At 67.2% G+C, this 13,956-nt stretch carries 10 protein-coding genes; 3 read left to right on the top strand and 7 right to left on the bottom strand.

Going from position 1 to position 13,956, the window contains the following annotated elements:
• Positions 1-174: 174 nt before the first annotated feature.
• Positions 175-1,038 (bottom strand): DMT family transporter, encoded by an 864-nt coding sequence (locus tag DBV14_RS17100; protein WP_124460357.1) that lies wholly within the window; start codon positions 1,036-1,038, stop codon positions 175-177.
• Positions 1,039-1,161: 123 nt separating this feature from the next.
• On the opposite strand from DBV14_RS17100, the gene DBV14_RS17095 reads away from it, so the two are divergent.
• Complete coding sequence (locus tag DBV14_RS17095; RefSeq protein ID WP_124460356.1) at positions 1,162-2,550, top strand: PLP-dependent aminotransferase family protein; 1,389 nt, start codon at positions 1,162-1,164, stop codon at positions 2,548-2,550.
• A gap of 72 nt (positions 2,551-2,622) precedes the next feature.
• Here the strand turns inward: DBV14_RS17095 and DBV14_RS17090 are convergent, their stop codons facing one another.
• From DBV14_RS17090 to DBV14_RS17070, 5 genes are all read right to left on the bottom strand, one after another.
• Complete coding sequence (locus DBV14_RS17090) at positions 2,623-4,191, bottom strand: tripartite tricarboxylate transporter permease (protein ID WP_124460355.1); 1,569 nt, start codon at positions 4,189-4,191, stop codon at positions 2,623-2,625.
• A 4-nt stretch (positions 4,192-4,195) separates the two neighbouring features.
• Positions 4,196-4,717 (bottom strand): tripartite tricarboxylate transporter TctB family protein, encoded by a 522-nt coding sequence (locus DBV14_RS17085; protein WP_185546044.1) that lies wholly within the window; start codon positions 4,715-4,717, stop codon positions 4,196-4,198.
• Between the two features lie 145 nt (positions 4,718-4,862).
• Positions 4,863-6,413, bottom strand: coding sequence for a sensor histidine kinase (locus DBV14_RS17080; protein WP_124460354.1), 1,551 nt, complete (start codon positions 6,411-6,413; stop codon positions 4,863-4,865).
• Complete coding sequence (locus DBV14_RS17075) at positions 6,367-7,089, bottom strand: response regulator (RefSeq protein WP_124460353.1); 723 nt, start codon at positions 7,087-7,089, stop codon at positions 6,367-6,369. Before DBV14_RS17075 ends, DBV14_RS17080 begins: the two co-directional genes overlap by 47 nt.
• Before the next feature lie 12 nt (positions 7,090-7,101).
• Positions 7,102-7,893: a sulfurtransferase gene (locus DBV14_RS17070; protein WP_124460352.1), complete on the bottom strand. Its 792-nt coding sequence runs from the start codon at positions 7,891-7,893 to the stop codon at positions 7,102-7,104.
• A 62-nt stretch (positions 7,894-7,955) separates the two neighbouring features.
• Between DBV14_RS17070 and dnaE the strand changes: the two genes are divergently transcribed.
• Together dnaE and DBV14_RS17060 are read left to right on the top strand one after the other, a co-directional pair.
• Positions 7,956-11,474, top strand: a complete 3,519-nt coding sequence (dnaE, locus tag DBV14_RS17065) for a DNA polymerase III subunit alpha (protein WP_124460351.1) — start codon at positions 7,956-7,958, stop codon at positions 11,472-11,474.
• 110 nt (positions 11,475-11,584) lie between these two features.
• A complete protein-coding gene (locus tag DBV14_RS17060) occupies positions 11,585-11,971 on the top strand; it encodes a YgiW/YdeI family stress tolerance OB fold protein (RefSeq protein ID WP_124460350.1) in 387 nt (128 codons plus the stop codon).
• Positions 11,972-12,014: 43 nt separating this feature from the next.
• On the opposite strand, the gene DBV14_RS17055 is transcribed toward DBV14_RS17060, so the two are convergent.
• Positions 12,015-13,748 carry a penicillin-binding protein 2 gene (locus tag DBV14_RS17055; RefSeq protein ID WP_124460349.1) on the bottom strand — a complete coding sequence of 578 codons (1,734 nt, stop codon included), beginning with the start codon at positions 13,746-13,748 and terminating at the stop codon, positions 12,015-12,017.
• Positions 13,749-13,956: the final 208 nt, after the last annotated feature.

Genomic DNA, 13,956 nt, shown 5'->3' with positions numbered 1-13,956 from the left:
TGGTGTACCGCTGATCAACGACCACTCTGATGACGCTCACGCGGATGGTGTGCTCTGCGCAGCGAAATAAAGGAGGAGCGAAGCGGGGGACATTCGCGGAGCAGAGCACACCGTCGGCGCGGGCGTCGCCCTGAACACAACCGTTTCCCGCAGAAGCGCAAGCAACGCAGCAACTCAGGCCGCGAACTTCTTTGCCCCCGCAACGCAGGCCACGGCGCACAGCGTCACGACCAACATCGTCCAGCTTACGGTCTCGTTGAGCAGCAGTGCCGCCAGGGCAAGACCGAAGAAGGGTTGGAGCAGTTGCAGTTGCCCGACCGCCGCGATGCCGCCCAGCGCCAGGCCGCGGTACCAGAAGATGAAGCCGATCAGCATGCTGAAAACAGAGACATACGCAAAGCCGAGCCACGCCGGCGCACCGACGTGCTCGAACGACGCCGGCATGGTGACCAGCGCGATCGGCAGCATGACCGGCAACGACAGCACCAGCGCCCAGCTGATGACCTGCCAGCCGCCCAGCGTGCGCGACAGGCGCGCGCCTTCCGCATAGCCCAGGCCGCACACGACCATGGCTGCCAGCATCAGCAGGTCGCCCTGCACCGAGGCCTCGATGCCGCCCATCGCGGCGTAACCGACGACGAAGGCGCTGCCGAGAATCGAGAACAGCCAGAAGGCCGGGCGCGGACGCTCGCCGCCGCGCAGCACGCCGAAGATCGCGGTGCACAACGGCAGCAGGCCGACGAAGACGATGGAGTGCGCGGACGAGACATGCTGCAGCGCCAGCGCGGTCAACAGCGGAAAGCCGACCACCACGCCCAGCGCGACGACGGCCAGCGCGGGCAGGTCTTTCAGTGCCGGGCGCGGCTGCCGCAGGGCGCGCAGGAGCAGCAGCCCGAGCACGGCGGCAATGCTGGCCCGCGCGCAGGTCAGGAAGGTCGGGTTGAAGTCTTTCACGGCGGCGCGTGTCGCCGGCAGCGAGCCCGCGAAGATCACCACCCCGATGAAACCGTCGAGCCATCCGCTCGCCGTCTTTTGCATGCCTGCTCCTTCGTTGATTGCCTTCGAGTGGAGCATGGGGATGCTGCGGAACACAGGGACAGTCCAATACAATTTAAAAGAACTGTTATGTATTTTGGAGCCGTACAGTTGAAGCCGCTCCCCGTGAAACCAGGCCGCACGCGCATCGATGCCGTCATGGCCGAGATCCGTTCGAAGATCGCTTCCCGCGCCAGCCTGCCGGGCACGCGGCTGCCGTCGGTGCGCGCGCAGGCCAAGGCGATGCGGCTCTCGGTCTCGACCGTGGTCGAGGCCTACGAACGGCTGGCGGCGGAAGGCGTCATCGGGGCGCGGCCCGGCTCGGGGTTCTATGTGTCGGGACCGGTGGCGCCGCTCGCGCTGGCCGGCATCGGCCCCGAGTTGGAGCGCGAGGTCGATCCGCTGTGGGTTTCGCGCCAGTCGCTCGAGAAAGACGCCTCGGTGCTCAAGCCCGGCTGCGGCTGGCTGCCCGCGTCGTGGATGTACGAGGCGGGCATGCGCCGTGCGTTGCGCGCGGCGGCACGCTCCGACAACGTGGCGCTGGCGGAGTACGCCACGCCGCTCGGCCTTCCGGCGCTGCGCCTCCTGCTGGCCCGGCGAATGGCCGCGTCGGGCATCGAGGCACCGGCCGAGCAGATCATGCTCACGGAATCGGGCACGCAGGCCATCGACCTGATCTGCCGCTTCCTGCTGGAGCCGGGCGACACGGTGTTGGTCGACGACCCTTGCTACTTCAACTTTCTGGCGCTGCTGAAGGCGCACCGGGTGAAGGTGGTGGGCGTTCCGTACACGCCGAACGGGCCCAACGTCGAGGCCTTCGGCGCGGCCTTGCAGGCGCACGCGCCCCGGCTCTACATCACCAACTCCGGCATTCACAACCCCACCGGCGCGGTGCTCTCGCCGGTGACGGCGCACCGCGTGCTGAAGCTGGCCGACAGCTCGAATCTGGTGATCGTCGAGGACGACATATTCGCCGACTTCGAACTCAACCCCGCGCCCAGGCTCGCGGCCTTCGACGGGCTCTCGCGCGTGATCCACATCGGTAGTTTTTCGAAGACGCTCTCGGCGTCGCTGCGATGCGGCTACATCGCGGCGCGCCCCGACTGGATCGACAGCCTGGTCGACCTGAAGATCGCCACCAGCTTTGGCGGCGGGCGGCTGGCGGCGGAGATATTGCTGACGGCACTGACCGACAGTGGCTATCGCAAGCACATGGAGGCGGTGCGCGTGCGGATCACCGAGGCGCTGGAAAAAACCGCCAACCGGCTCAAGGCCATCGGCATCAAGCCCTGGCTGATGCCGCAGGCGGGCATGTTCCTCTGGTGCCGGCTGCCGAAAGGCATCGACGCCGGTGTCGTCGCACGCGCATGCCTGAAAGAGGGCGTGGTGCTCGCGCCCGGCAACGCGTTCAGCCAGTCGTCGAGCGCGGGCGACTTTCTTCGCTTCAATGCGGCGCAGTGCCAGGACGACCGCGTGTTCGACGTGCTGGCGCGGGCCTTGTCCCGGGCACGGTGACGCAAAGAAAAAGGGCCCGCTCGGCGGGCCCTTCGTGCATTGGCACTCTGCGTGTCGTTGCGCAGCTTGGCTTTACTCGCCGCTGATCGACACCGCTTCCGCGGGCGGCGCACCGTCCGGTGCCTTCGGCAGTTCGACCACCGACTTGCGCCCGCCACGGGCACGCCAGGCCGAGTAGCCCACGCCCGCCAGCAGCAGTGCGCACAGGCCGATGAAGGTGCCGCTGATGGGCCGCGTGACGAACACCGACATGTCGCCGCGGGACAGCAGCAGCGCGCGGCGGAAGTTTTCTTCCACCATCGGCCCGAGCACGAAGCCCAGGAGAATGGGCGCGACTGAAAACTCCAGTGTCATCAGCAGCGCGCCGACGATGCCGAACACCAGCACTTCCCAGATCTGGAACAGGCTGTTCTGCGTGCTGTACACGCCGGTCGCAATGAAGAACATCGCGGCTGGGAAGAGGTACTTGTAGGGCACCTTCAGCAGCTTCACCCACACGCCGATCAGCGGCACGTTGAGCACCACGAGAATCACGTTGCCGATCCAGAACGAGGCGATCAGGCCCCAGAAAATGTCCGGGTGCTCGGTGATGAGCTGCGGGCCGGGCTGGATGCCCTGGATCAGCAGCGCACCCAGAATGAGCGCCATCACCGCGTCGCCCGGAATGCCCAGGCTCATCGTCGGAATGAAGTCGACCTGCGTCTTCGAGTGGGCCGAGGCCTCGGGGCCGGCCACGCCTTCGATCATTCCGGTGCCGAATTTGTCGGGCGTCTTCGACACCTTGCGCTCCAGTGCGTAGGCAATGAAGGTGGTGATGGTCGGGCCGGTGCCGGGCATGGCGCCGAACACGGTGCCGACGAGGGTGCCGCGGATCATCGCGGGGAAGGCGCGCTTCAGCTCTTCCTTGCTCGGGCGCATGTCGCTGAGCTTCAGCGTGCCGGTGTCGCCGATGGTCTTCATGCGGTTCACGTTGAGCAGGAAGTCGGCCACGCCGAACAGGCCCATCGAAATGGCCACCAGCTCCAGGCCGTCGCTGAGTTCAGGCAGGCCGAACGCAAAGCGGAAGCTGCCGCTGTTCACGTCGGTGCCGACCACGCCGCACAGCAGGCCGAAGATGGTCATGGCCACGCCCTTGAGCGGCGAGCCGCGCGACATGGTCGAGCCCGCGAGCAGGCCCAGCAGCATGATCGAGAAGATCTCGGTCGGGCCGAACTTGAAGGCGATCTGCACCAGCAGCGGCGAGGCGAAGATCATCACGATGATGCCGACCGACGCCGCGAAGAACGACGCGATCATCGTCACCCCGAGCGCGACGCCGCCCTTGCCCTGCTTGGTCATCGGATACCCGTCCAGGCACGTCACCGCATGCGGCGGGTGCGAGGGCATGTTCATCAGAATGGCGCCGATGGCGCCGCCGTACTGCGAGCCGTAGAAGATACCGGCCAGCATCAGGATGGCGGGCACCGGGTGCATCGCGTAGGTGAGCGGCAGCAGGATCGAGATGGCCTGCAGCGCGCCCATGCCCGGCAGCACGCCGATCAGGTTGCCCACCAGCACGCCGAAGAAAGACCACAGCAGGTTCGAGCCTTGGAAGGCAACGCCGAAACCAAACCACAGGTCGTGAAGCGATTGACCGATCATGGTGTCAGCCTCCCCACTGGAACAGGGGGAGCTGCAACTTGAGCGCCCACCAGAAGACCACCACCGCGATGAAGCTCATCGCGAGCGAAAGAAGCACCGCCTCGGTCAGCGTGTTGTCGCGGTCGCCGAGCGCCGAGATGAACACGATGGCGAAGGTTGCCGGCAGCAGGCCGCCGTATTCGCCGAAGAGCAGGAACGCGAGGATGCCCAGGATGATGCAGATGCCGCCGCGCAGGTCGGGCATGCCGCCCGGATGGCCGTGCGAAGCGGCGTCGCTGGCCGCGGGCTTGTCGCCGCGCGCCGAGACGGCGATCAGCAGGCCCGACAGCGCCAGCAGGCTGCCCAGCGCGACGGGGAAGAAGCCCGGCCCCATGTGCGCAAGTTCGCCGACGCGGTAGCCGATGCCGGCGTACACCGCGGCCAGTCCGATGACGATCAGCAGTGCTCCGCCGTAGTAGTCTTTTTTGAATTTCGATACGGGCCGAGGCGCGTGCGAGGCCGGATCTTCACCGAGCTGGTGCTGCATAAGTCTCCTTCGTTTGGGAAGGAGCGCAGTCTAGGAATCGAGGCTTTCAATCGCCTTTCGGAAGGTGCGCAAACGGGCCGGGGACCCTCAAAATACGTGTAATCACGTACCGGCGTATCCGGCGAAACCCTTGCAAAAAGACGCCTCAGGCGACGTGCAGCGGCAGCCGCAGGATGGCGCGCAAGCCGCCGCCGTTGGCGCTCTCGGGCATGCCGGCGTTGTCGAGTGCGATGTCGCCGCCGTTGCGCCGCGCATAGCTGCGCGCGATGGTGAGGCCGAGGCCCGCGCCCTGGGCCACGCCCGTATCGGCACCCGCGGCCGGGTCGCGGTGGAAGCGCTCGAACACGCTGTCGCGCCGCTCGGGCGCGATGCCGGGCCCGCTGTCGCACACCTCGGCCAGTGCATGCGAAGCCTCGCGCCGCACGGTCACCGTGATGTTGCCGCCGCGCGGCGTGTACTTGATGGCGTTGTGCACCAGGTTCGCAAGCACCTCGTGCAGTTCGGCGGCGTTGGCCCTGACGGGCAGCACGGGCGCCTCGCCTTCTTCGGCTTGCGGTTCGGATTCGCCGCGTGCGTCGACCCAGCCCAGGTCCTGGTCGTTCTCGCGTGCGAGCGGCAGGTATTGCAGCACCACTTCGCGCGCGATGTCGCTGAGGTCGACCACGGTGGGCTCGACCGGCGCGACGTCGTCTTCCGTGGTGGCATGGGCCAGCGCCAGCAACTGCTCGCTCAGGCGGCGCGTGCGCGCGAGCTGCGCGACGATGGCATGCAGCGATTCGCGCATGCGCGCCGGATCGGTCTCGCGCACCGCGTAGCCGGCCTGGATCGAGAGAATGCTCAACGGCGTGCGCAGCTGGTGCGATGCATCGGCAAGAAACTGCGAATGCTCCGCGACCATGCGCCGGTGGCCCGCGATGTGGTGGTTGACGGCCTCGACCAGCGGCACCACTTCCTGCGGCACGCCGCTGGCGTCGAGCGGCTTCAGGTCGTCGCGCGAGCGCTCGCGCAGCGAACGGCGCAGGCGCTCCAGCGGGCGCAAGGTCCAGGCCACGCCGAGCCACACAAGGATGGCCATCACCAGCACCATGCGCGTGTCGCGCAGCAGCTCCTGGCGCAGTGTTTCGTCTTGCGCCTGCGTGCGCGGGCCGGTGCCTTCGGCGGCCTGGATGAGCACGCTCCATGCCGTGCCGGGGTGCACGGTGTCGTACACCGTCTGCCGCAGCGCGGCCACGCGCACCGGGTGCTGCTCGTACACCGCGTCGTAGAACACCGGCGTGCCGTCGGCGGGGCGCTCGGCCGGCCGTGGCAGGCCGGGCACGCCCATGAGCGTGGTCTCGGGTGCATGGATGTCGAGCGGCTCGCCCTTGGCGATGCGCTGCACGCCGACGTGCAGGTACTTGTAGCGCAGGTGGGTCGACTCGAACATCGACTGGATCGAGAAGGGCTCCTGCACGCGCACGCTGCCGTCGCTGGCCACGACGATGCCATTGGCCAATGCCTGCACGGGTTCGAGCAGGCTCTGGTCGTAGGCCACCACCAGCGCGTCGGTCAGCGCGCGGTAGTCGTTCCAGCTGTCGAGCGCCAGCAGCGCGACGATGCCCGGCAGCAGCAGCGCGAGCAGCCGTGCGCGGATGCCGAAGCGGCGCGGCTCAGTCGCCGGTGGGGGCGTGTGCGCCGGCTGGGGAGTTGAGTCCATCGGGTCCCTCGGCAATGCTCTCGAGCATGTAGCCCAGGCCGCGCACGGTGACGATGCGCACGTCGCTGTCGGCGAGCTTGCGCCGCAGCCGGTGCAGCACCACCTCGATGGCATCGGGGCCCGCGGTGCTGTCGTGGGTGAACACCTTGGCGTACAGCTGCGGCTTGCCGACCGGCGCGCCGCTGCGCATCAGCAATGCCGTGAGCGCGGCCTGCTCGCGCGGCGTGAGCGACAGCAGCGTGCCGCGCAGCGTGAAGGCATGGCTTTCGCTGTCGTACGAGAGCGAAGCGCATTGAAGCCGTGGATGCTGCTTGCCGCGGCTGCGCCGCACCAGGGCCGACAGGCGCGCTTCGAGCTCGACCAGCTCGAAGGGCTTGGTCAGGAAATCGTCGGCGCCCAGGTTGAGGCCGCGCACCCGGTCCTGCAGCGCGCCCTGCGCCGTGAGGATGAGCACCGGCGTGCGGTTGTCGGCGTTGCGCATGTCGGCCAGCACGCTCAGGCCGTGCTTGTCGGGCAGGCGCAGGTCGAGCACGATGGCGTCGTATTCGGTGCCGGCAATGAAGGCTTCGGCGGTGCGCGCGTCGGGCGCGTGGTCGGCCACGAAGCCGCTCTGGGTCAGCGCCCGGATCAGCCACGAGGCCATGTCCAGTTCGTCTTCCACCAGGAGGATGCGCATGGAAGGGGCCGGTTATTTCTTCAGGCCGAGACTCAGGTCGAGGTCTTCCGGCGCGCGGGCACTGGCCTCGGCCGCGCGCGCGCTCAGGTCGGGCGCCAACGCGCGCCGGCCGTCGAACACGAAGCAGTCGCCGTGGTAGTGCGCGCCGCCGACCTGCTCGAAATATTTCAGGATGCCGCCTTCGAGCTGCAGCACGTTCTCGATGCCTTCTTCGCGCATCAGGATGGCGGCCTTCTCGCAGCGGATGCCGCCGGTGCAGAAGCTCACCACCGTCTTGCCCGCGAAATCGGCGCGGTGCGCCTTCAGCGCGGGCGGAAATTCGGTGAACTTGGTGATGCGCCAGTCGATGGCGCCGTCGAAGGTGCCTTCGTCGACCTCGAAGCCGTTGCGCGTGTCGAGCAGGGCGATTTCGCGGCCCTGGTCGTCGTGGCCCTGGTCGAGCCAGCGCTTGAGCGTGGGCGCGTCCACGCCGGGCGCCCGGCCCGCTGCGGGCTGGATGGCCGGGTGGTCCATGCGGATGATCTCGCGCTTGAGCTTGACCAGCATGCGGCGAAAGGGCTGCGCCTCGGACCAGCTTTCCTTGGCTTCGAGGTCGGCAAAGCGCGCGTCGGCACGCAAATGCGCCAGGAAGGCCCGCACGCCGTCGGCGCTGCCCGCCAGGAACAGGTTGATGCCCTCCGGCGCCAGCAGGATCGTGCCCATGAGGCCCAGGGCCTGCGCGCGGGCGCGCAGGTCTTCACGCAGCTCGGGGCTGTCGTCTATGCCTACGAACTTGTAGGCCGCGATATTCAAAATCTCTTGCACGGGGCGGGATTGTAGGGATTGCCACCCCACATCGTGGAGGCGGTGGTTTCTACAATGGGTGGATGTTTGTTCACCTGCGCCTGCACACCGAGTTTTCCGTCGTCGACGGCACCAACCGAATCGACGAAGTCGTCAAGGCCGCCGCTGCCGACAAGCAGCCCGCGCTGGCCATCACGGACCTGAACAACCTGTTCGGGGCCATCAAGTTCTACAAGCAGGGCCGGGGCAAGGGCGTCAAGCCCGTCATCGGCGCTGAAATCTTCATCGAGGGGCTGGGCAAGGAGCCCGGCGTGCTGACCCGCATCGTGCTGCTGGTGCAGAACATGGAAGGCTACCTGCACCTGTCCGAGCTGCTGGCGCGGGCCTGGACGCAGAACGTGAGCCGCGGCCAGTCGCAGGCGGCCTGCAAGCTCGAATGGGTCGAAGAACTGCAGGGCGGGCTGATCGCGCTGTCGGGCGCGCAGGCGGGGCCCTTGGGCGCGCCGCTGCTGCAAGGCCAGGAAGAGCGCGCGGCCGAGCTGGCGCTGCAGCTGGCGGGCATGTTTCCGCACCGCTTCTACATCGAGCTGCAGCGCGCCGGCCGCCCGGAAGACGAGCCGCACGTCATTGCCGCCGTCAAGCTGGCGGCGCGCCTCAGCCTGCCGGTGGTGGCCACGCACCCGGTGCAGTTTGCCGAGCGCCAGGACTACGAGGCGCACGAGGCGCGCGTCTGCATTTCCGAAGGCGAAATTCTGGGCAACCCGCGCCGCGTGCGCAAGTTCACCGAAGAGCAGTACTTCAAGTCGACCGCCGAGATGCAGGCGCTGTTTGCCGACGTGCCGAGCGCGCTGGCCAACACGGTCGAGATTGCCAAGCGCTGCAACCTCACGCTGGTGCTGGGCAAGCCGCAGCTGCCCGACTTTCCGACGCCCTTCGTCAGCGAAGGCGTGCGCATGCCGATCGACGACTTCTTCCGCCAGGAGTCGTTCCTGGGGCTGGAGGCGCGCCTGAAGCACCTCTACCCCGACGAGGCCAAGCGCGACGCCGAGCGGCCGCGCTATGTGGAACGGCTCGAGTTCGAGATCAACACGATCCTGAACATGGGGTTCCCCGGCTACTTCCTGATCGTGGGCGACTTCATCCAGTGGGCCAAGGCCAACGGCTGCCCGGTGGGCCCGGGCCGGGGCTCGGGTGCCGGCTCGCTGGTGGCCTATGCGCTGAAGATCACCGACCTCGACCCGCTCGAATACAAGCTGCTGTTCGAACGTTTCCTGAACCCCGAACGCGTCTCGATGCCCGACTTCGACATCGACTTCTGCCAGGGCAACCGGGACCGCGTGATCGACTACGTGAAGGACAAGTACGGCCGCAACGCCGTGAGCCAGATCGCCACCTTCGGCACGATGGCGGCGCGCGCCGCCATTCGCGACGTGGGCCGCGTGCTGGACATGAGCTACATGTTCTGCGACGGCATCAGCAAGCTGATTCCGAACAAGCCGGGCCAGCCCATCACGATCCAGTACCCGCCGGACCCGAAGATCGAAGGCGACAAGAACAACTACGCCATCGAGATGGAGCCGCAACTGGCGGCGCGCATCGAGAAGGAAGAAGAAGTCCGCATGCTGGTCGAGCTGGCGCAGAAGCTCGAAGGCATGACGCGAAACATCGGCATGCACGCCGGGGGCGTGCTCATTGCGCCGGGCAAGCTCACCGACTTCTGCCCGCTCTACCAGCAGCCGGGCAGCGACTCGGCCGTGAGCCAGTACGACAAGGACGACGTCGAAGCCATCGGCCTGGTGAAGTTCGACTTCTTGGGCCTTGCCACGCTCACCATCCTTGAGATTGCCAAAGAGTTCATCGTCAAGCGCCACAAGGGCCAGGAGAACTTCGCGTTCGAAGACATCAAGCTGACCGACGCAGCCACCTACCGGCTGTTCTCGGAAGGCAAGACCGAGGCCGTGTTCCAGTTTGAATCGCGCGGCATGCAGGGCATGCTGAAAGACGCGCGGCCCACGCGGCTGGAAGACCTGATTGCGCTGAACGCGCTGTACCGCCCCGGCCCCATGGACCTGATTCCCAGCTTCGTGGCGCGCAAGCACGGCCGTGAAGAGGTGGAGTACCCGCACCCGGCCGTGGCCGAGATGCTCTCCGAGACCTACGGGATCATGGTCTACCAGGAGCAGGTGATGCAGACCGCGCAGATCCTGGGCGGCTACTCGCTCGGCGGCGCCGACTTGCTGCGCCGCGCGATGGGCAAGAAGAAGCTCGAGGAGATGGCCGAGCACCGCGAGAAATTCCGCGCGGGCGCGTTGTCGACGCACGGCATTCCGCAGGACAAGGCCGACGAAATCTTCGACTTGATGGAGAAGTTCGCGGGCTACGGCTTCAACAAGTCGCACGCCGCCGCCTACTCGCTGCTGGCGTACCACACGGGCTGGCTCAAGGTTCACTACACGGCCGAATTCTTCTGCGCCAACATGACCGTGGAAATGGACGACACGGACAAGCTGAAGCTGCTGTTCGAAGACGCCCAGAAAAACTTCGGCATCACCTTCGAGCCGCCGGACGTGAACCGCGGCAACTACCGTTTCGAGCCGGTCACCAATCGCGTGATCCGCTACGGCCTGGGTGCCGTCAAGGGCACGGGCCAGCTCGCGGTCGAGGCCGTGGTGCGGGCGCGCGAAGAGGGCGGGCCCTTCAAGAGCCTGTACGACTTCTGCGTGCGCATCGACCGCCAGCGCATCAACAAGCGCACGGTCGAAGCGCTCATCAAGGCCGGTGCATTCGATGCGATCCAGCAGAACCGCGCCGCGTTGAGCGCCTCGCTCGACCGCGCTTTCGAGTTCGCCAGCGCCACCGCCGCCAATGCGGCGCAGGTCGACATCTTCGGCGATGCAGAGCACGGCTCGGCCACGCAGGAGCCCGAGTTGGTCGACGCCACGCCGTGGGGCGTGAAGGAGCGGCTGACGCTGGAGAAAACCGCCATCGGCTTCTACCTGTCGGGTCACCTGTTCGACGAGGTGTCGCACGAGGTGCGGCGCTTCTGCAAGCGCGAGATCGGCGACCTGCTCGACAGCCGCGACCAGCAGGTGATCGCGGGCATCGTGAGCGACTTCCGCGTGATCAACGGCCAGCGCGGCCGCCTTGCAATCTTCAAGCTCGACGACAAGTCCGATTCCATCGACGCCACGGCCGACGAAGCGCTGATCAACGCCAACCGCAACACGCTGAAAGACGACGAACTGGTGATCGTGAGTGGCCGTATCCAGCCGGCGCGCGGCGGCTTCGAGGCGCGCTTCCAGGTGCAGCAGGTGTGGGACCTTGCGACGGCGCGCTGCCGCTTCGGCAAGTTCCTGCGCGTGGCGGTGAACGGCAAGGCGCCGGACATCGCGCGGCTGGTGAAAGACTTTCCGCCGCGCACCGAGCAGACCGAAGTCGGCGAGCTGGTGCAGGGCCTGCCGGTGCGCCTGTCGATGGCACGCGGCGGCGCGCAGGTCGAGCTGCAACTGGGCGAGCGCGCCAAGTTCTTCCCGACCGACGCGGCCCTTGCAAGCTGGACCGCGCAGGCGGAAGCCGGCAAGGCCGCGGTCATCTACGAGTAGAGCGGCCGGGTCATGCGGCCTGATCTGCCGCACGCCGGGAACATTCGGCGGCGCGGCAGGTCCATCGGGTTCTTTTCAATCAGAGGCTGTTCAACGGAGGAACGATTGCCATGACCCATAACAAGACCAAGACCTTGAAGAAGACCGCGCTGGCGCTGGGCGCGGCGCTTGCGCTCGCGCTGCCGCTGTCGGCCGCCTGGGCGCAGTATGTGGGCCCGAGCACGGTGCCGGCCATGAACGTCAAGCAACTGCTCGACACCGGCAAGGACGACCAGCACGCCACGCTGCGCGGCTTCATCGTCTCGCACGATGGCGGCGAGCACTACACCTTTGCGGACGACACCGGCCGCATGAAGATCGAGATCGACGCCAAGCACTTTCCGCCCGGCGTGAAGATCGACGACAAGGTGCGCGTCGAGATCACCGGCGAGCTCGACAAGGACCGCTTCGGCAAGAAGATCGAGCTGGACGTCAAGCGCCTGAGCCTGGCGCCCTGAACGGCGGTTGGCACCGCCGCCGCGCGCGCCGCGGCAATGGTCGTCAATGCGACGACTGCGGCGCCACCGCCAGGTCGGGCAGCACGTTCATGATGCGCAGCGTCTGCTGCACCACCTGGCTGAACACAGGCGCCGCCACCAGCCCGCCGAAGTACTTGCCCGCGCTGGGCTCGTCGATCATCACCGCGACGATGATGCGCGGCTTGTCGATGGGCGACATGCCGGTGTACCAGGCGCGGTACTTGTTGCTGGCGTAGCCCTTGCCGACCTGTTTGTGGGCGGTGCCGGTCTTGCCGCCCACCGAGTAGCCCTGCGTCTGCGCCAGCGGCGCGGTGCCGCCGGGCGCGGCCGCCAGGTGCATCATCTTGCGCACCTCGCTGGCGACCTGCGGCGAGAACACCCGCACGCCGGGCGGATCGGTGTCCGTGCTTTTCAGGAGCCCCACCGGAATGACTTCTCCGTCGTGCGCGAAGGCCGTGTAGGCGTGCGCGATCTGGAACAGCGACGCCGAAAGGCCATAGCCGTACGACATGGTGGCCTGCTCGATGGGGCGCCACGATTTCCATGGCCGCAGGCGCCCGGTCACCGCGCCGGGGAAGGGGGTCTGCGGCTTCTGGCCCAGGCCCACGGCGGTGAACGAGTTCCACATTTCCTGCGCCGTCATGCGTTGCGAGATCTTGGTGGCGCCCACGTTGCTCGACTTCTGGATCACGCCCTGCACGGTGAGCACGCCGAAGTTCTCGTCGTCGTGGATCGTGGCGCCGGCCACGGTGATGCGGCCGGGGTTGGTGTCGACGATGGTCTGCGGCGTGACGCGGCCCAGCTGCAGCGCGGTGGCGATGGTGATCGGCTTCATGGTCGAGCCGGGCTCGAACACGTCGGTCATGGCACGGTTGCGCAACTGCTCGCCCGTGAGGTTGCGGCGGTCGTTGGGGTCGTAGCTGGGGTAGTTGGCCATGGCCAGCAGCTCGCCGGTTTCGGCATCGACCACCACCACGCTGCCGGCGCGCGCCTTGTTGGCGACCACGGCATCGCGGATCTTCTCGTAGGCCACGAACTGCACGCGGTCGTCGATGCTGAGCTGGATGTCGTGGCCGGGGGTGGGCGGCACCTGGTCCTCGGTGTCTTCGACGATGTGGCCCAGCCGGTCTTTCAGCACATGGCGCGAGCCGGACTTGCCGGCCAGTTCCTTGTCGAAGGCCAGCTCGACGCCTTCCTGGCCGATGTCCTCGACGTTGGTGAAGCCGGCCAGGTGCGCCGCCGCCTCGCCCTCGGGGTACTGGCGCCGGTAGTCGCGGCGCAGGTAGATGCCCTTGATGCCCAGCGCGATGACTTCCTTGGCCACCGCCTGGTCGACCTGGCGCTTGAGCCAGACGAAGCTCTTGTCTTCGTCCGCCAGCTTGCGGTCGAAGTCTTTCTGCGGCATGCCGAGCAGCCTGGCCGCCTCCTTGAGCTTGGCCTGCACGGCCGGGTCGTCACGCTCGATGTCTTCGGGAATGGCCCACAGGCTGGGGGCGGGAATGTCGGACGCGAGGATCAGGCCGTTGCGGTCGAGGATGCGGCCGCGGTTGGCGGGCAGCTCCAGCGTGCGCTGGTAGCGCACCTCGCCCTGGTGCTGGAAGAAGTCGTTGTTGAAGATCTGCACATAGGCGGCCCGGCCTGCCAGCAGCACGAAGCCGAAGGCGATGCTGGCCACGATGAACTTGCTGCGCCAGACGAGTGTCGGGCTGGCGAGCAGCGGACTGCTGCCGTAGCGGATGCGGCCGGTGGGGTTCATCTTGTGCGGGCCTGGGGCCCGGCTGTTGTTGTCCGCGTGTAGACAACAAGGCACTCATCAAGTTCCGGGCGGCGTGTGAAAGCCGCCCGGAATCGATACATGGATCAGCGCTTGGGCCGCAGCGAGACGATCAGCGACGGGAAGATGCGCCCGTCCGTGTCGCGCGGCAGCCTGTCGGTCTTGCGCAGGCCGCGCTCGGCGGCGTCGT

This window comes from Variovorax sp. KBW07, assembly GCF_003852515.1.
Classification (GTDB): Bacteria; Pseudomonadota; Gammaproteobacteria; order Burkholderiales; family Burkholderiaceae_C; genus Variovorax.
This window is presented reverse-complemented; position numbering and strand designations above follow the sequence as displayed.

What these genes read in the sequence shown, in the direction of transcription:
- DBV14_RS17100 (WP_124460357.1), bottom strand. Translation starts at nt 1,038, where the DNA reads ATGCAAAAGACGGCGAGCGGATGGCTCGACGGTTTCATCGGGGTGGTG.
- DBV14_RS17060 (WP_124460350.1), top strand. Translation starts at nt 11,585, where the DNA reads ATGACCCATAACAAGACCAAGACCTTGAAGAAGACCGCGCTGGCGCTG.
- dnaE (WP_124460351.1), top strand. Translation starts at nt 7,956, where the DNA reads ATGTTTGTTCACCTGCGCCTGCACACCGAGTTTTCCGTCGTCGACGGC.
- DBV14_RS17080 (WP_124460354.1), bottom strand. Translation starts at nt 6,413, where the DNA reads ATGGACTCAACTCCCCAGCCGGCGCACACGCCCCCACCGGCGACTGAG.
- DBV14_RS17085 (WP_185546044.1), bottom strand. Translation starts at nt 4,717, where the DNA reads ATGCAGCACCAGCTCGGTGAAGATCCGGCCTCGCACGCGCCTCGGCCC.
- DBV14_RS17075 (WP_124460353.1), bottom strand. Translation starts at nt 7,089, where the DNA reads ATGCGCATCCTCCTGGTGGAAGACGAACTGGACATGGCCTCGTGGCTG.
- DBV14_RS17055 (WP_124460349.1), bottom strand. Translation starts at nt 13,748, where the DNA reads ATGAACCCCACCGGCCGCATCCGCTACGGCAGCAGTCCGCTGCTCGCC.
- DBV14_RS17090 (WP_124460355.1), bottom strand. Translation starts at nt 4,191, where the DNA reads ATGATCGGTCAATCGCTTCACGACCTGTGGTTTGGTTTCGGCGTTGCC.